Below are 19,460 nucleotides of genomic sequence, written 5' to 3' on the forward strand. Positions count from 1 at the left end.
AGGCGGGTCTAAGCTTAGTCTACTGGATTAAATAACAAACTAGTCCATTTGCTCTCGTCAAAAACATCGTTGATGATATTGTTCATATCCGAAACACTTACCTGACGGATTTTCTGGAATACCGTTTCCAAACTATCAATCTGGTTATAATCTAACAAGCTTTTCGCCATAGCGATGATTAAGCCAATCCTATTTTCTTCGCCCAACGCAATTTGACCAATAAACTTACTTTGTGCTTTATGCAACTGTACTTCGGTTAAAGGTTTTTGCTTTAGCTTGTTCATTTCCTTACGGATAAGGTGTATTGCCTTTTCTGACTTCTCTTTATCCGTACCAAAATAGATTGCAAAAATTCCAGTATCAGAAAGTGGGCTATAGGCAGATTCTACCGTATAAGCAATGCCATATTTCTCCCTAAGCTGCAAGTTAAGTATGGAACTCATTCCATTGCCACCAAAAAGATTGTTCAATAGCAACAAACCCGTTTTATATGGATGATGTAAGGAATAAATCTGCGTCCCCATCATACAATGGCTCTGAGCTATTTGTTTGTCTACAATTTGATGTATGGAAGGATTAACAATAGGAGCAGTTCTATTACTCGAACCTGTGTTTTCGGGCACGTCAGCAAAGTATTTCTCTGCTATTTTCACCAACTTATTTAATGTGTAATTGCCAATAACCGCCACTATAATTTGGTCGGTGCGATATTTATTTTTAACAAAAGACTGAATGTTTTTTCGAGTTAGATTAGAAACTGTTTCTGGTGTGCCCAAAATGTTCCTGCCAAATGAGTGACCTCTAAAAAGGATGTCTTCAAAATCATCGTTAATTGCTTCCTCGGGTTGGTCTAAATAAGAAGAGATCTCATCTAGCACCACACCTTTTTCCTTTTCCATTTCATCTTCGGGGAAGGTAGAATGAAAAACAATATCATTAAAAAGTTCTAAGGTTCTATCTAAATAAGGATGGAGAAAAGAAGCGTGAACACAAGTATATTCTTTGGTGGTGTAGGCATTTAAATCGGCACCTACGCTTTCTAATCTGTTAAGTATTTGCGATGTAGTGCGCTTCTCGGTGCGTTTAAAAATTAAATGCTCAATGAAATGTGCTAAGCCCATTTGCGCATCTTCTTCGTCGCGAGAACCAGCATTAACTAAAATACAAGCATGCGATATTGCCGAGGCAGCAGGAACATGCAAAATACGAATGCCATTTTTAAGTGTATGAACGTTGTACTCCATTTGAAGCGGCAAAGATACGCATTAGCCCCCAACCTACCGAATTTTCGGCAAGAGCTCTAAGTGGAAGATTAGTATATAATGAAATTTTACAATTTAGAGATTGTTGTTTGCTGAAACAAGGAGTATCCACTAAACCATTTTTCATTGTGTGCAGCAAGTTATGGTTACGTGTAGCGTAAGTAAAACTTGCGGAGCTTGGCACACTGAAGCTGCACTTCCAATACAGAAAACATAAAAAAAGGATACCCGAAACAACGAGTATCCTTTGCATATATATTGTGTGTTGTAATTAGTTTCCGTTGAACGAGAATGTAAACGAACCTTCGTCACTGATACCGGCAATAGTTGTTCTTCCGTCTCTAGAAGTTGGCAAAGCCTTTTCTATATCGGCTGCGCTATTCACATCTGCACCATTAATTTTGGTAATGATCCAACCTTTTTTAGCACCCCAATAATCGAACATTTGATTTGGAACTACGTTGGTAACTACTACTCCGCTTTTAATGCCATATTTCGCTTTTTGTGCTGCAGTTGCTGGGGCAAAACTTGCGCCCAATTTAGCAATACTAGCACCTGTAGCTTTACTTTCACTATTCGCAGCTAATTTTACCGAGCTTTCTCCTTTAAGCGTAATGTTCATATTTTTGGTAGACCCATCTGACTTCAAAACTGTCAATGCCACTTTATCACCAGGGCTCATACGACCAATACGCTCTTGCAAGTCGGGCGAATCGTAAATAGCTACACCTTCTACTTTTTTGATAATATCGCCAGATTTGATACCTGCTGCTGCAGCTGCGCCCTCTGGAGAAACATCGCTCACGTATAGACCCGTGTTTTCTTTAATTTTCAACTCTTCAGCTACGTCAGCATCTAAGGCAACAAAGTTTACACCAATGTAACCACGCTTAACCGAACCGAATTTCTTGAAATCTTCTAAAATTTTCTTCGCCAAGTTTACCGGAATAGCAAAACCGTAACCTTCGTTTCTTCCACTTTGTGAGGCAATTGCCGCGTTGATACCTACTAACTCGCCCGCTGCATTTACCAACGCACCACCACTATTTCCTGGGTTAATAGCCGCATCGGTTTGAATGAACGACTCGATAGAATTGTTAGTTCTTGTTGGTTTTTGACCAGTTCTTCTATATTCATCATACTCTTCTTCGGTCATCATGCTGTTACCACGGTTTAAAATACCGATGTTACGAGCCTTCGCACTTACAATACCTGCAGTAACTGTAGTTTGTAAATCTAGCGGGAAACCTACTGCCAGTACCCACTCGCCTACCTGTACATTATCTGAGTTACCCATTTTAACGAAAGGTAAGTTATCTACATCAACCTTAATTAAGGCCAAATCTGTGTTTGGGTCTTTACCAATCACTCTTGCAGTTGCTTTACGTCTGTTAGACAAAATCACTTCAATTTTATCTGCCTTATCTACTACATGGTTGTTGGTAACGATATAACCATCGGCTGTTAAAATTACACCCGAACCAGAAGCTGCCTGTGGTTGGCGTTGCACACGACCACCGCCGCCAAAACCGAAAAATTCTTCGAGCATGCTATCCATACCGCCACCGCCTCTGCTCGATTTACCTTGATAGGTAGTTTTAATGTGCACTACTGCTGGAGATACCGCAGCCGCAGCTTGCACAAAATCTGGAGCACCTGCAGAAGAAACACCAGTTACGTTGCTAGCAAACATGGTCTTTTGTCTATCAGCTAATGTAAAGCTATCATTTGGGCGCTCTAATAATTTATAGGCGCCAATTGCTGCTGCACCACCTAAAAACGATGCTGCCAATACAATTAATCCTATTTTTTTCATTGTCATATCTATTATAATCTAATGTGTGTTATTTTTTTGAATACTTTTTACGCTTCAATTATTCAAATTTAATACCATATCAACGATATTTGTATCAGATTAACGCTTAAAACCATGTTAAAAAATGTTAAAAGGCATTCTAACAGCTTATTGACTTTTTTTGGCTCACAATTGTTACAAGCACAGCTGATATAAAACATGAATATTAAATTCTATAAATACCAAGGCGCAGGAAACGATTTCATTTTGATTGATCATAGGGAAGCTCCTTTAAAAAACATTGATACTAAAGCCGTAGCGCATCTTTGCGACCGCAGATTTGGCATTGGTGCCGATGGTTTGATGTTCTTGTTAAATAGCGATGGCTACGATTTTGAGATGGTTTACCATAATGCTGATGGCAATGTGGGCAGTATGTGCGGTAACGGCGGTCGTTGTATTGTGGCCTTTGCAAAGCACTTAGGAATTTTTGACACTGAAACTAATTTTTTGGCAGTTGATGGTCCGCATTATGCCAAAATTTCAGCCGAAGGGAACTGGGTAGAACTGCAAATGATTGATGTAGATACTATCAATTTAGATGCTGATGCTTTTGTTTTAAATACCGGTTCGCCGCATTACGTAAAAGAAGTTACAGGTTTAGAAACCATGGATGTTTATACAGAAGGTTACAATATCCGCAATAACGATACTTATAAAACCAATGGTATTAATGTGAATTTTGTAGAGAAGAGGCCAGACCACTTGTTTGTACGCACTTTTGAGCGTGGCGTTGAGGATGAGACTTATGCTTGCGGGACTGGTGTAACTGCCGTTGCAATGGCGATGGCTAAAAAACAGAACCAAATTGGGCAAGTGGTAACGCCTGTGGTGGTATTGGGAGGAAACATAGAGATCAACTTTAGCTACGATGGCGAAAAGTTCACCGATGTATTTTTATGTGGGCCAGCGGAGAAGGTTTTTGAGGGGGAGATAAAGTTGTAGATATTTGTATAAGATGTGGTTGGTGATAACACCAACCATGGAAAAAAGATTTAATAGTGGCTGATAAACGCACACTAAATCAATGGGAGCTTTATTTAAGTTACAATGTAGGCTTAGCTGTGTTGAAGATTAACTAGCTATAGATACTATAGGTGTCAATTGATAAATGAAAATATCTGCATACCACTAAGTTTCCAACCTTTATTCTGTCTATGAAAGAACCACGCTATTCCAGAGCCCGATTTACTTGCGGAGGAATATAGTTTGGCTATAGATAACGCCTTCGTCTCGTCGTTTGAGAAAATGATGGGAGCAAAAATTAGTTCTTTTTTTTCTCCTCTATTAACTGTGCCAATATTAAGGGCATATTCACTAACAGACGAAGTATGTACACTTTTCACAAATGAAATCCATTCGCTATTATTCCACACACTATTAGAATTAGTATCCAGCCCCCTTCCACCTCCCGCAAAATCGAAATTGGAAAAACTGTTTCTTTTTGCGAAAGAATGTATGTAAAACTCTTCTTGTTCCTTCTTTAGAATTTTAACAACACTTTTATGTATTTTAAGTCTATCGATATCTGTTTGGCAATTGCCATGTACGATTATAGATATCATAAACATTAAAAGTAGATTTAATTTTAACATTCTTTTTTCATATTAGGCAATTTGTTTTCATCGAATTTAAAAAAATAACAGCAACTGTAATGGTACTGACTTACGAAGTTTTAGAAACTTCGTAAGTCTACAAATATTTAGTAATACCTTTACAACTTTAACAAAACACTGCTTCTGGTAGAAAGGGCTGTCCTCTATGATCTAAATATCGGTTGAATATCGAATACTTAAACTAGAAGAAAGAAACCTTTTAAATCAGTAATAATTACTAAAATAGGAATGGTGATATTTCTTCAGCTAGCACCCAGTTTCCATTTTTGTAATCAAAAAAATATACACACATATCTAGTATTTCATTTTTAGACGAAGTTCGTAAAACCATTACAGCCTTATCTCCCTTTATTGAAAAAATCATTGAACTCACTTCTAGAAACCAATCTTGTTCTTTATATATGATAGCTGTCTTACCCAGATGAGGTAATATTTTATTTACTTTGATCAATTGTGGCTTTTTGAAGTTATTATTCTTATTCTCACTGCTAGATAAATTCCACTTAAATATTTTTAGTGCAGAGTCTAGTCTTTTCGAGTAGTTAACCACTTGCAATTCTGCTACTTGTTGCCAAATATTATTGTTTATAGCTATAGATTTAGGCAACCTTTTATCTCCTTGATGTATACGAGAATCTATAGCCAATGCATAAAAGCGCAAGGGATAACACTTTTTCGACATCTGTCCATATAAGATGGAGGTGTGCATTAAAATTAAAAAAGTTAAGATAAATCGCATTAGCATTTCTTTTTCTTAGTCGAGTTAAAAGTGTTCTTATACTCTCTTTCTCCGTTGTTCATCGAACGAGATTTATTTGGAGCTGCGAAATAGGCTTGGCTGTGTTGAAGATTTTGCCAGAAGATATCTTTACAATATTCATTTAAAGATATAGAGCTATCCGGAGAAACCAAAATACCTCTGGAAATAGCATATGAAGTCAACAAAGAAGCCATTGAGTCTACATAAGTATTTGCCATTTGGATATGTTGGGGTATTCCTTGATTGGTAAACGCAGTTCCAGATTGGTCGAAAAGAAAAGTATTCATATCTCTAAAAATATCTTTTTCTACACCAGAGGTGTGATGAATACCATATACCATGTAAGAATGCATTAATTCATGTATAAGTGTAGCAGCAATAGCTAAATCCGTACCATCGTTTATCATCAATTTATTAAGATATATATAACCAGTGGTGTCATTAGTTATGCCATTTGTTCTAATTAAAGATGAACTTCCATCAGCATTATACTTTGTCAGGTCGTTAAATAAATGTTCTCCTATTTTAATTTTATACGTACTCGAATTTGCCATAGTAGTTATTGAGGCGGAAGCATTTACGTTCGCTAACGTTAACATATCAGAAAGAACATTTTGAATTTGAGCTGCCTTGGAAATAACTATTGACGCGATAATGTCGACACATGGTCTAACTGTAGTATCGACCTTAATTTCCTTTATCAGCGCAGCACTAACCGTTGATTCACTGTAATTGGAAATACCTCCCTCAAAGCCTTCTTCAACATCATTTTCGGGGTGTTGGCCACCACCATTTCCACAAATAGGAAAGCCGACATATCCTGTAGAGTACCAAGTACAGTAATCATAAATACATCCCATATAACCAGTCTCAATATAAAACATGGAGCAACCTTGTGTCATCCTGCTATCATCACCTCTTTTTATTGCCATAATTTCACTCTCTGACAAGTAAGAAATGCGACGTTTGGCCTTCCCATTAACATAAGCTACTCCATTACTCATTGCGCCATTTAAGTTATAGTAAACTACATTTCCATTCAAATTACCAGCCCGTTTGTAATGAACGTTTATAAGCTCTGCAGCGGTGCTTGCTTCTATGAGCATATAACATCCTTTTTCTACCTTACCCTGCTCGTTTACAAACAACAATAGTTTGAGAGCATGCGTTTGCTCAAACTTATCTAGATCTTTTGTTTTGGAAGTATTGGACATTAGGCCCACCCTGTCTGGATTGTTTAAAGTAATTTCGTAAACCGTCAAATCATCGGGCTTTACACTGCTAATCTTGCTCCAATTTGGACTGGTGTTCTTAAAGATACTTTTTGCAGTAGGCATGTTCCGTGCATAGAATGATTTAAGCTCTGCTAGCTCATCAGGCATCAATGTGACATTGTCTTTTCTACATGCAACGCTTATCACTAGCAAAAGGATAACCATACTAAATTTAGATAGATATTTTTTCATATTAGAAGTTGTTTTCATCGAATTTAAAAAAAATAACAGCAACTGCAATGGTACTGACTTACGAAGTTTTAGAAACTTCGCAAGTCTACAACCCGTTCTGCTCTTTTGTAACAAAAACCTATCAAACACTTAAATGAGATTTCTCTGACTTTGAAAATCGAACTCGAAACTACTTTTGCTGTTTAACAATTTTGTTAAACAAAAAAGTTAATCAATTTTGAATAAGGAAGAACTTATTAAACAAACAGCGAAAGAGCTATTCTTCAGCAAAGGTTATTTGCATGCTACTACGCAAGAAATTGCAGATGCAGCTGGCGTTAATCGTTCGCTTATCAATTACTATTTCCGCTCTAGAGATTTGCTTTTCCAAACGGTATATCACGAAGCTGTAGATAGTTTGAAATCTCAGTTAGATGATGTTATTTATGGAAATACCCCTTTTAAAGAAAAGCTGGGACTTTTCATAGATGTTCACATGAAAGAACTTCAAAAATACCCTTATCGCGAGTCATTTTTGATTACAGAAATTTGTAGTAAAAACTTCGCCTTAAAAGAAAAAAAGAAAAGCGCTGCCCTACATCACTTTTTGAAAGAAATTGAGGTCGAAATGGAAAAAGGTACGATTAAAAAGTACGACCCAATTCAGTTTGTTTTCAATTTAACCTCGTTGATTTCTTTTCCTGTGATTATGATGCCTCTATATCAAAAACTACTGGATATTCCGAAAGAAAAATACAGTGAACTTATTGCCCAGAGAAAGCAAATCATTTTAGATAACATATTCAATTAAATAACCTTCAATTCCAACACATATATGAAACAATCCTCAATTTATTTATTGCTTACGGGATTAGCAGCCCTATTTATGGCATCATGCAGTTCGGGCGGTAAAGATCCAAAAGCAGGCGGCCCTCCCGCTGGCCCACAAAATTATCCAGTGGTACAAATAGACGCCTTTAACACCACGTTAGAAAGCGATTATCCAGCTACTTTAGAAGGTCAACAGAATGTAGATATTAGACCAAAAATTGATGGTTTTATTGAGAAAATCTACGTAGATGAAGGCGCAACCGTAAAGCAAGGTCAGCCTTTATTTGCCATTAACGCACCACAATATGAGCAAGCGGTAAGAACAGCACAAGCTGCCATTAGCAGTGCAGAGGCAGAAGTAAGCGCCGCACAGTTACAATACAACAAAACCAAACCATTGGTAGAAAAAGATATCATCAGTAAGTTCGATTTAGAAACCGCTGCTTTAACTTTAACCAGCAAGAAAGCAAACCTAGCACAAGCTAAAGCTGCATTGGTAAATGCTAAAGTAAACTTAGGCTATACGGTAGTAACTAGCCCAGTTAACGGCGTAATTGGTACTATTCCTTACAAAGTAGGAGCTTTGGTGAGTAGCACTAGTCAACAACCTTTAACTACAGTTTCCAGTATCAGTAAGGTTTACGCTTATTTCTCATTAAACGAAAAGCAGTTATTGCAGATTGCGAGAAATACAAAAGGCCGTACGTTAGCAGATAAAATCAAACAAATTCCTAATGTAACTTTGGTTTTGGCAGACGGTTCTATTTATTCAGAAAAAGGCAAAATCGAAACCATCAGTGGACAAATCAATACGCAAACAGGTTCTTCGAGCTTAAGAGCTACGTTTCCAAATCCAAACGGTTTGTTGCGTTCTGGCTCTAGTGCTTCTATCCGCATTCCGCAAAATGTAGAAAACGCTTTGTTGGTTCCTCAAAAATCTACTACAGATATCCAAGGGAAGAAATTTGTTTACTTGGTTAACGATACTGCAGGTGTAAAAACTACCAATATCGAAATCATGGAGCTGACCAAAGGAAACTACTTCGTGGTAACCAAGGGTTTAAAAAGCGGTGATAAAATTGTATTAGAAGGATTTGCTTCTTTAAAAGATGGCGATAAAATTAAGCCACAAGTAAAACCTGCAGATTCGGTATTTGCTGAGGCGAAGAATAAAACCCCAAACCCCTAAAGGGGCTTAAAAAAGACTAAGCGTTAATCAGCCTCATTCCCCCTTTAGGGGGGCTAGGGGGTAAATTCTAAAATCGTAATTCGATTATTATGTTTAAAAAATTTATCGACAGGCCTGTACTTTCTACAGTAATCTCCATCATCATTTTGATTTTAGGAGTACTGGGAATTATTACCTTGCCTGTTTCACAATATCCAGAAATTGCGCCACCAACGGTACAAGTTTCTGCCTCGTACCAAGGTGCCAATGCCGATGTGGTAATGAGCAGCGTGGTGGTTCCGCTCGAAGAACAAATTAACGGTGTAGAAGACATGACCTACATGACTTCTTCGGCCGGAAACGATGGTTCTGCCACTATTACTATCAATTTTAAATTAGGTACAAACCCAGATTTGGCTGCCGTAAACGTACAAAACCGTGTTGCACGTGCCACTAGTTTGCTGCCAGCAGAAGTAACTCGTGCGGGTGTAATCACTGCCAAAAGACAATCGAGTGATGTACTTATTTTTGCATTACATAGCGAAGATCCAGCCTACGACCAAAAATTCTTACAGAATTATGCCGAAATCAATATCATCCCACAAATAAAAAGGGTTACAGGTGTAGGAGATGTAAGTGCCTTTAGCCAATCGATCTATACTATGCGTTTGTGGTTAAAGCCCGATGTGATGGCCGCTTATGGCTTGGTTCCCAACGATATTAGCGCAGTATTGGCCGACCAGAACATAGAAGCCGCACCAGGACAATTAGGCGAACAGGGCTTACAATCATTTCAATATACGTTAAAATATACTGGTAGGCTAAAAGACGAAACACAATTTGGTGATATCATTATCAGAACAGCGGCGAATGGCCAAGTATTAAAACTGAAGGATATTGCACGTATAGAAATGGGTGCACAAAGTTATGCCAGTTCTATCAGACTTAACGGCAAACCCGGATTAGGTTTCAGGGTTAACCAAACTGCGGGCTCAAATGCGAAAGAAGTAATTGAAGGTGCCTTAAACGCTATGAAGATAGCAGAAGCTGATTTTCCAAAAGGAATTAAATACGAGGTTTTAACTAATGTAAACGACTTTTTAGATGCTTCTATTGAAAAGGTATTACATACTTTGGTAGAGGCATTTATATTAGTATTTATTGTAGTATTTATTTTCCTTCAAGATTTTAAATCTACTTTAATTCCAGCTATTTCAGTGCCTGTAGCGATTGTGGGTACGTTCTTCTTCCTAAGCCTATTTGGCTTTACCATCAACTTACTAACGTTATTTGCTTTGGTACTCGCCATAGGTATTGTGGTAGATGATGCCATTGTGGTCGTCGAGGCCGTCCATTCAAAACTAGACCAAGGTTACAAATCTGCCAAAAAAGCTACGGAAGATGCTATGGATGAGATTACTGGGGCTATCATTTCTATCACTTTGGTAATGGCAGCGGTATTTCTTCCAGTAAGTTTTATTAGTGGATCATCGGGTGTATTCTTTAAACAATTCGGTTTAACCTTAGCCATTGCAATTATCTTATCGGCCATTAACGCCTTAACCTTAAGCCCTGCCTTATGTGCTTTGTTATTAAAACCACACAAAGACGACCATCATGAGAAGAAAGGATTTATGAAGCGTTTTTACGCTGCCTTCAATACATCTTTCGAAACCATGACACGTAAATACAAAGGTGCTGTTTACTTTCTTGCTAAGAGAAAATGGTTGTCGGGATTGGGCTTATTGGCTTTTGTTGCCGCATTTGTTTGGACTTTTAATACCACACCTAAAGGTTTTGTACCCAACGAAGATTTGGGGGCAATCATGTCTGATATTTCACTACCCCCTGGAACATCACAAGAAAGAACAGAAGAAATAGTAACTAAGATTGATAGCATAGCGCAAACTATACCAGAAGTTAGATTAACTTTAAGAGTGGTTGGTCGTGCCATGATTAGCGGTTCGGGTAGTTCTTATGGTATGGTAATTACTCGTTTAAAACCATGGGATGAACGTAAACGAGATGTAAAAACCATTATAGGCGAATTATTTGCCAAAACTGCCAATATTAAAGAAGCGAAGATTATTTTCTTTGCTCCGCCAACTATTTCTGGTTTTGGCATGGGCGGCGGCTTCGAGTTTCAACTGCAAGACAGAACCGGAGGTACCATTACTAATTTTTCGGAAGTTGCCAATAAGTTCCTAGCTGCACTAAACCAGCGTCCCGAAATACAGTATGCCGCTACTTCATTTAATCCCAACTTCCCGCAATACTTAATTACAGCTAACGTAGCCAAAATTAAACAAGCAGGCTTAAATGTAAACGATGTAATGAGTGTAATGCAAGGTTACTATGGCGGTGTTTACGCTTCTAACTTTAACAAATTTGGTAAGCAGTACAGAGTGGTTTATCAGGCCGACCCGCAATATAGAGCTAACCTAGAAAGCTTAAATAGCGTTTATGTACGTACGCCAGGTGGAGCAATGGCTCCAATTTCTGGGTTTATTTCTACAGAGCGAGTGTATGGGCCACAAACAATTTCTAGGTTTAACCTCTATACCTCTATTGCCGTAACCGGAAATCCTAAACCAGGTTTTAGTTCGGGCGATGCTTTAAAAGCTGTAGAAGAAGAAGCTGCTAAACATTTACCTCAAGGTTATGGCTACGAGTACTCTGGATTATCTAGAGAAGAGCAGGCAAGTGGCAACCAAACCGTATTCATTTTCTTATTGTGTTTGATATTCGTTTACTTCTTACTTTGTGCGCAGTACGAAAGCTATGTTTTGCCTTTGGCAGTAATTTTATCACTTCCGGTAGGTTTAGCCGGTGTATTTATTTTCGATAAGATTTTTGGTATCGACAACAACATCTACACCCAAATTACGCTCATCATGCTAATTGGTTTATTGGCCAAAAATGCCATTCTAATTGTAGAGTTTGCCGCAGAGCGGAGAAGAAGAGGAATGACAATTATGCAAGCTGCATTGGAAGGAGCTACCGCTAGGTTAAGGCCAATTTTGATGACGTCCTTTGCCTTTATTTTGGGTATTATGCCCCTAATGTTATCATTTGGAGTAGGTGCTGCCGGTAATACCTCAATTGGTACCGGTGCTGTTGGTGGTATGTTGTTTGGTACAGTATTCGGGGTTTTCATTATCCCGGTTCTGTTTATCGTTTTCCAAACTTTACAAGAGAAAGTGAGCAGTAAATCTCCTTACGATGAAAGTGTGATGGACAGACAAACGCACTTAAACTTTGATAAATCAGAAAACCCTGAAGATTAATTCAGCAATTGAAAATGACACGAAATCAAAAAATATCGATATTCATCACAGGTTCCCTACTCTTAAGTTTGGGAGCTTGTGTAACTCAAAAATATAAAACACCCGAAGCGTTAAAGGCAGAAGGATTGTATAGAGATGTGGCGAGCACGGACACCACTTCTATTGCCGATTTACCGACATCAACTTTGTTTAACGACCCGCAGTTACAAGTTTTAATTAAGGAAGGGATTGAAAACAATTTAGATTTAAAAAGCTCGATAGAAAGAATGAAAAGTGCAGAAGCGAACTTACGCTTAAGCAAAGTTGCTTTCTTACCTAGCTTAAACTTGGATTTATCTGCGGCAGACAACAAACAATCTAGAGCAGCTTTAAACTTACCGCCAACTATTAACATCCCTTTGGAAACCCAATTATACAGAGCTCAACTGAGCACTAGCTGGGAAATTGACGTTTGGGGTAAGTTAGGAAGTGCTAAACGTTCTGCGCTAGCTTCGTACTTACAAACAGATGCGGCTAAACGTGCCGTGCAAACACAGTTGATTAGTTCTATAGCTACCAATTATTACACTTTACTTGCGCTAGATTTACAGTTGAAAATCACGGAGCAGACTTTAGCTAGTCGTGTGAAAAACGTGGAAGCAATTAAGGCACTTAAAGAAGCGGGAATTGTAAATGGTGCGGCAGTTGTGCAAAGCGAGGCCAACCAATACGCCGCTGAGGTAACTATTCCAGATTTAAAAAGGAGTATTAGAGAAACTGAAAACGCTTTAAATCTTTTGCTAGGTAAAGGCGCAGGCGCAGTAACTAGGAGTACGTTAGATATGCAGCAAGGCTATAAAGATTTGCAGGTTGGGATTTCATCGCAATTATTAAAAAACAGGCCAGATGTGCAACAAGCGGAACTGGCTTTTAGGGTTGCTTTTGAAAACACCAACTTGGCGAAGACTTATTTCTATCCACAATTGACTTTGACGGCAAATGGTGGTTTGTCTACATTAAGATTAGAGAATTTCTTTAATAACTCGATTTTTTACAGTTTCATTGGTGGTTTAACTCAACCCATTTTTAATAAAGGTCAAAACAAGGCAAGGTTAACATCGGCGAAAGCGGCACAACAAGAGACTTATTTTGCATTTCAGAAATCGGTGTTAACTGCAGGTTCCGAAGTATCAAATGCCTTATTTGCATATCAAGCTGCAGTTGATAAGGAAACATCAAGAGCGAAACAAATTGCTTCTTTGGAAAAGGCAGTAGATTATACCAAAGAGCTATTAAAATTTAGCTCTGCTACTAACTACACAGACGTGTTGACTTCTGAACAAAGTTTATTGCAAGCACAGCTGAATGGCGTAAATGATAAGTTACAGAAGTTGCAAGCAATTGTGAATTTGTATCGTGCTTTGGGTGGCGGCTGGAAAGAATAAAACCCCTAAATCCCCTAAAGGGGACTTTTGTTATAGTTTAATTTTAAGCTCCGAGCGTATTGCTTGGAGCTTTTTTGATTGGCTTCATTGAGGTTAAGCGTATCGTCATTTCGAAGGAGGAACGACTGAGAAATCTAGCAAATTAATTAAAATCGTTGGATTTCTCCTATCGTCGAAATGACGGTATGTTGTTTATAGCCCCTTGCAGGATTAAGCTCACCGTCATTGCGAGGAGGAACGACGAAGCAATCTTACAACTATAGATTTAACAATCGATTTAAGATTGCTTCGTACCTCGCAATGACGACCTATTTCTAGTTCTAAGCACATCGTCATTTCGACAGTAGTGGAGAAATCTTTAAAGAATATATGAAACGCTCACAGATAAAATAACAAAGTTGAAAGATTTCTCCGCTCGCTACGCTGCGGTCGAAATGACGGCATTCATATAGCGCTTTGCAACTCCTCCCCTTTGGGGAGGTTGGGTGGGGCTTTATTCCCCCTCCGCTATATACGCCGCAATTGCAATTTTTATCTCGCCAAAATCGTAAGATTTACCCACATGGTCGCGGATTTCGTTAAGCTTTATACTTTTCAATTCTCGAATAGCCTTTAACAAAACCTCTAATTTATTTTTAGCAATTACTTTATCTGCACTTAACTCCTGCTTTGCAATATAATGCGCCAAATGCCCTTCAATGGTACCTTTGGTCATTTTTCTTTCAAAAGCAATCTCAGTTGGTGTTTTGCCTTCGTTAAATAAGGCAAGCGTAACTTCCTTTGTATCAACCTTAGGCACTTTTTCTTTCTTTTCTTTCGTTCCCGCCCTTGGTCTTGGCCTAAATTCATCCCGATGTTGTTCAAGCTCACCTTTATCTGGCAAACTACGGGCTTTTGCCATTTGCTCTTCACGTTTAGCAAAGCCATACAATTGATGCAGTTCCTCTTTTGCTACTTGCCTATCTTCCGCTTTTGCAACCAACATCGCTTTTGCTCTTACTATTTTCTTGAACTGCTCATAAAACATAGCCTCCAAATCAATCAGTTCGTGTAAGTATTCTTTGGTTTGCTTCTGCTGTTTTACATTTTCAATATGCTCAAAAACTGCTTCGCTCTGCGCTACCAAAATCGGGCTGAAATAATTGCTTGCTGCTTCAGTACGTTCAATTAACGGTTTCAAATCTGAAGTTTCGCCAAGCACCAACATACGGTCAATTTGGTTTAAAAACTTATCTGCATGAACTTTTGCTGCCATCAATTCCTGTTGTAGCTTTACTGCCCAAGGCAAGTGTGTTTGCTTTACCGAACGTTTTTCATCCTTACTGTAGCTAAACACATGTTCGTAAACATAATTATCAAGCAAAGTAAAATTGAAAGCCTGCAACAACGACTGCTTCACAAAAGCATCGGCCTCTCTCGTAATCTGCGTTAGCAAACTCTCTTGCTGTTCTTTCGTTTTCGAATAATAAGCTACATTCTGGTCGGCTTTCATTCCGCGACTGTTCAAATGCGATGTTAAAATCAAACCATCCAAAGAACGTAATCGCGATAGCGCCACATAAATTTGTCCTGGTGCAAAGGCATCACCAATATCAACAATAGCCCTATCAAAAGTTAAACCCTGACTTTTATGCACCGTTATAGCCCAAGCCAATTTAATTGGATATTGCGTGAAAGTCCCTATCTCTTCTTCCTCAATTTCGTTGGTATGCTTGTTAGTAGTATATCTGATATTTTTCCAAATGTACTGTTCTAAAGCAATCGGATACTTATTTCCCTCTGCTAGTACTTCTATATAATCACTCTTTAAATCGGTAACTACCGCAAGTTTCCCGTTAAAAAATCGTTGCTCACCTTTTGGGTCATTTTTAATAAACATTACCTGCGCACCAATCTTCAGTTCTAAAGTTTTTTCTATCGGATAAGCGCTTTCGGCAAACTCCTTTTCAATAACGGCATCATAGAAATAAGATTTACCTTTTAGCTCCTTCAAGCTATTGCGGTTCATCGTATCAGCTTTGCTATTGTGCGTAGTTAACGTGATGTAATTATCGTTTAAATTTGGCTTATAATTTTCTTTGTAGTGGCTTTTTAGCAGAGCGATGTCTTGATCCGTTGCCATGTTATTGCGCAGGTTATTCAATAAATCGACGAAAGTTTGGTCAGATTGGCGGTAAATTTTATCTAACTCAATATAAATTGGCGGATTTGCTTTTAAGCACAGCGCATCAAAAAAGAAGGGACTTTGATAGAACTTACCCAAAATTTCCTGCTCTTGGTTTCTCACCACTGGCGGAAGCTGATATAAATCGCCAATAAACAGCACCTGCACCCCACCAAAAAACTCGTTGCTTTTACGCACATAACGTAAAACGAAGTCAATTGCATCTAGCAAATCTGCCCGAAGCATACTTACTTCATCAATCACCAACAATTCTAAATCAAGCAAAATTCTACGCTTAACCGAGTTCATGCTCAAATGCCTCACAATACTTTTTGGCGTATTATAAGGCACACCAGATGGCAAATCCTGTCCAGCTACAATACGCGGTACAAACGCTCCAAAAGGCAATTGAAACAAAGAATGTATGGTAACGCCCGCAGCATTAATTGCAGCAATACCCGTTGGCGCAACAATTACTGCCCTTTTATGGGTTTTGGTAATGATGTTCCTTAAAAAGGTAGTTTTTCCAGTTCCAGCTTTTCCCGTCAAGAAAATATGCCTCGATGTATGGTTAATAAATCTGGCAGCAAGTTCGGCAGGTTGTAGATGTTCGTTTTCTTCCAAATCAGTTATTTTTATTAGCGCACTAAACAAAAATAAGACATATCATTCGCTATTTTACAAATTACCCAAAAAGAGAGTGCAACAAATTTGAACTGTTTTTGTCTAAAAAATAAGAATTGCTAAATGTTAAAACTGTGTTAAAAATGTTAAATAAAGCATTTTTAGTTGCCAACTAAGGTTTTAGTTTATATCTTTAGCGCATACCAAACATTAATTATTAATGAAAAGAACGTTACTCTCGTTTATAGCAGCCCTGCTGTTTTCTTATTCAGCATATTCTCAAAGCAATTCGGTAAAGGGAGCTATTATAGACATTTCTTCCAATGCTAAATTACACAACGCAACTGTTAGTGTTCTAAACGCTAAAGACTCTACGCTTTACAAATTTACTAGAGCAGCTCAAGATGGAAACTTCTCTTTCCAGAACATGAAAAAAGGAGATTTTATTCTTTTAGTTACCTATCCAGAATACGCAGATTTTGTAAATAAGTTCAGCTTGGATTCCGTTAATAATTCAATCGATTTTAATGCGATTGATATGAAAACGAAGGCCAAACTCCTTAATGAGGTAATTATTAAAGGTCAGGCTGCTGCCATCAAAATTAAAGGAGACACCACCGAATTTAATGCTGCTGCCTACAAAATACAACCTAATGATCGTGTAGAAGATTTATTGAAGAAGTTCCCAGGTGTAACGGTTGATGCACAAGGAAAAATCACTGCACAAGGAAAAACGGTAGAAAAGGTTCTGGTTGATGGCGAAGAGTTTTTCGGAGACGATCCAACCTTAGTGACCAAAAATTTGAGGGCCGATATGGTCGATAAAGTACAGTTGTTTGAAAAATCTAGCGATCAGGCGGCATTTACTGGCGTTGATGACGGACAGAAAGCACAAACATTAAACATTGTACTGAAGGAAGATAAAAAGCAAGGCTATTTCGGTAAGGTAGATGCTGGCTACGGCACTGATGATTTTTATCAGATACAAGCCATGATCAACAAGTTTAAGAACAAAGAAAAAATTGCGGCTTATTTTACGTCTAGTAATACCGGAAAAACTGGCTTAAACTGGGACGATGCCGATAAATATGGCACCAGTGGTGCTATGCAAGTAACAGATGACGGAATGATTTTCATGTCGAGCGGAGATGAATTGGACGGTGGTGGCAGATACTGGGGCGAGGGTATTCCTATTGCACATAACGGTGGTATACATTACGAAAACAAATGGAATAAGGACAAGGAAAGTATCAACACCAACTATAAAGCAGGATCATTAAATGTTAATATCAGAAAAAACACGCTGAGACAGCAAAACCTTCCAGATGCTATTTTTAACACCAATAGCGATGAAACTACCGAAAACGATATGTTTAGGCAAAAAATAGATGCTACTTACAACATCAAACTAGATACTAGTTCAAATTTAAAAGTGGTAATTGATGGAACCCTGAGAAACTCGGAAAGTAACGTCACTAATAACTCTGTAGGGCGTAGAGGTGATAATTCATTGTTAAATACATCGGATAGGAATACCGACAATGAGAGTAAGCAACAACTATTTAATTTAAGTGCTTTTTATACCAAAAAACTTAAAAAAGCTGGAAGAAACTATTCGGTTAACCTTAGTCAGGCTTACAACAAAACAACTAGTCAAGGCTTTTTAAGGGCTACAAATGAGTTTTTCAATGAAGATGAAACCTTGAGAAGTAGAGAAAACATCGATCAGCTTAAAGAAAATGATATATTAACAAACAGATTATCATCAAACATCACCTATAATGAGCCTTTATCGAAATTTCTTAACCTTGTTGCCAGCTACGGACTAACCTACACTACAAATAAAGCAGACCGTGTTACTTACGATGCCTCTCCATCAAATATTTATGACCAGATCAATCCAGAATTTAGTAATAACTTCGAAGCAGATCAACTATTGAACCAAGTTGGAGCCATCTTTAACTACAAAAAAGGAAAAACGATAGTTAATGTTGGTACAAAAACAAGCTTTATTAATTTCGACCAAACTGAAGTTTATTCGAACCAACGCTTTAAACGTAATTTTATCAATTGGTTGCCGCAAGCATCCTATCAGTACAGATTTTCGGCTCAAAAATCTTTCAGTATTAGTTATAATGGTTCAAACACTCAGCCCTCTGTAAATCAATTACAACCAGTTAGAATGAATGATGACCCTTTGAACATTGTAGAAGGTAACGACCAGCTTAAACCTGCTTATAATAACAGATTCAACATCAGATACAATACCTATAAAGTAATAACCAACCAGAATTTTTATGTTAGTGGAAGTTTCAACTTCACCAACAACCAAATTGTAAGCAATAATACTACCGATGCTGGGGGTAAAACAACGTTTAAATCTGTTAATTTAGATGATGAGCTGCCATTTAACTACTTTGCATACGCCGGATATTCTAGAAAAATTCCGGCTTTAGGAAACCTGAATATTGGTTTAAACCTAGATGTTAACGGCTCTCGATTTTATAACTACGTAAACGGAGATTTAAATGCCACCAACAGTCAAAGTATCACTCCAGCAATAAGCATAAATAGCTACGGCGAAAAAAATCAGTTCTATTTATCATTTGGACCTAGTTATAATGCACAAGAAGCATCATTACAAAAGGCCATTAACAATAAAGGTTGGGGTTATAGAGGTAACGTTTATTTGAATGCCAAGTTGCCAGGAAAATTCTCTATAGGATCAGAATCTGAATATAACTATCAACCTAGCTCTGCAGCATTTGACGAGAGTTTTGAGCGTTTGCTAATCAACGCTTCTGTAACTAAGGCATTTTTTAAACAAGAAAGCTTCAAAGTGATGCTCAGCGCTAACGATTTATTGAACCAAAACGTAGGTTTTAGAAGATCTGCTTCGGCAAACTCAATTACGCAAACCAGCTTTAACAATATTGCCCGTTACTTCATGTTCTCTTTAATTTGGGATTTCAACAAAATGGGCGGCGGAGCACCAAAAGCAAACTAATTTAATTCTCTAGAAAA

12 protein-coding genes are annotated in these 19,460 nt (G+C 38.0%); 6 read left to right on the forward strand and 6 right to left on the reverse strand.

Annotated elements, in window-relative coordinates:
• Positions 1–14: 14 nt before the first annotated feature.
• A complete protein-coding gene (locus tag REI64_RS06350) occupies positions 15–1,244 on the reverse strand; it encodes a pitrilysin family protein (protein ID WP_308849269.1) in 1,230 nt (409 codons plus the stop codon).
• Between the two features lie 289 nt (positions 1,245–1,533).
• Positions 1,534–3,078 (reverse strand): trypsin-like peptidase domain-containing protein, encoded by a 1,545-nt coding sequence (locus tag REI64_RS06355; protein ID WP_308849270.1) that lies wholly within the window; start codon positions 3,076–3,078, stop codon positions 1,534–1,536.
• A 198-nt stretch (positions 3,079–3,276) separates the two neighbouring features.
• Here REI64_RS06355 and dapF point away from each other — a divergent pair, with 198 nt between their 5' ends.
• Complete coding sequence (gene dapF / locus REI64_RS06360; RefSeq protein WP_308849271.1) at positions 3,277–4,062, forward strand: diaminopimelate epimerase; 786 nt, start codon at positions 3,277–3,279, stop codon at positions 4,060–4,062.
• A 155-nt stretch (positions 4,063–4,217) separates the two neighbouring features.
• Here the strand turns inward: dapF and REI64_RS06365 are convergent, their stop codons facing one another.
• The 3 genes from REI64_RS06365 to REI64_RS06375 form a co-directional block, all read right to left on the reverse strand.
• The gene (locus tag REI64_RS06365; protein ID WP_308849272.1) at positions 4,218–4,682 is read right to left on the reverse strand and encodes a hypothetical protein; all 465 of its coding nucleotides are present in this window, start codon (positions 4,680–4,682) and stop codon (positions 4,218–4,220) included.
• 268 nt (positions 4,683–4,950) lie between these two features.
• Positions 4,951–5,415: a hypothetical protein gene (locus REI64_RS06370; RefSeq protein WP_308849273.1), complete on the reverse strand. Its 465-nt coding sequence runs from the start codon at positions 5,413–5,415 to the stop codon at positions 4,951–4,953.
• 56 nt (positions 5,416–5,471) lie between these two features.
• Positions 5,472–6,977 (reverse strand): hypothetical protein, encoded by a 1,506-nt coding sequence (locus tag REI64_RS06375; protein ID WP_308849274.1) that lies wholly within the window; start codon positions 6,975–6,977, stop codon positions 5,472–5,474.
• 199 nt (positions 6,978–7,176) lie between these two features.
• Here REI64_RS06375 and REI64_RS06380 point away from each other — a divergent pair, with 199 nt between their 5' ends.
• The 4 genes from REI64_RS06380 to REI64_RS06395 all read left to right on the forward strand — a co-directional run bounded on the left by REI64_RS06380 (position 7,177) and on the right by REI64_RS06395 (position 13,648).
• Complete coding sequence (locus REI64_RS06380) at positions 7,177–7,749, forward strand: TetR/AcrR family transcriptional regulator (protein WP_308849275.1); 573 nt, start codon at positions 7,177–7,179, stop codon at positions 7,747–7,749.
• Positions 7,750–7,773: 24 nt separating this feature from the next.
• Positions 7,774–8,958, forward strand: coding sequence for an efflux RND transporter periplasmic adaptor subunit (locus REI64_RS06385; protein ID WP_308849276.1), 1,185 nt, complete (start codon positions 7,774–7,776; stop codon positions 8,956–8,958).
• 89 nt (positions 8,959–9,047) lie between these two features.
• Positions 9,048–12,224 carry an efflux RND transporter permease subunit gene (locus tag REI64_RS06390; RefSeq protein ID WP_308849277.1) on the forward strand — a complete coding sequence of 1,059 codons (3,177 nt, stop codon included), beginning with the start codon at positions 9,048–9,050 and terminating at the stop codon, positions 12,222–12,224.
• A gap of 14 nt (positions 12,225–12,238) precedes the next feature.
• Entirely contained in the window at positions 12,239–13,648 is a 1,410-nt protein-coding gene (locus tag REI64_RS06395) for an efflux transporter outer membrane subunit (RefSeq protein WP_308849278.1), read from the forward strand.
• A gap of 493 nt (positions 13,649–14,141) precedes the next feature.
• On the opposite strand, the gene REI64_RS06400 is transcribed toward REI64_RS06395, so the two are convergent.
• Positions 14,142–16,436, reverse strand: a complete 2,295-nt coding sequence (locus REI64_RS06400; RefSeq protein WP_308849279.1) for a helix-turn-helix domain-containing protein — start codon at positions 16,434–16,436, stop codon at positions 14,142–14,144.
• A 220-nt stretch (positions 16,437–16,656) separates the two neighbouring features.
• On the opposite strand from REI64_RS06400, the gene REI64_RS06405 reads away from it, so the two are divergent.
• On the forward strand, positions 16,657–19,443 hold the full coding sequence (locus REI64_RS06405; RefSeq protein WP_308849280.1) for an outer membrane beta-barrel protein: 2,787 nt from the start codon (positions 16,657–16,659) through the stop codon (positions 19,441–19,443).
• Positions 19,444–19,460: the final 17 nt, after the last annotated feature.

Source organism: Pedobacter sp. (assembly GCF_031119335.1).
Lineage (GTDB): Bacteria > Bacteroidota > Bacteroidia > Sphingobacteriales > Sphingobacteriaceae > Pedobacter.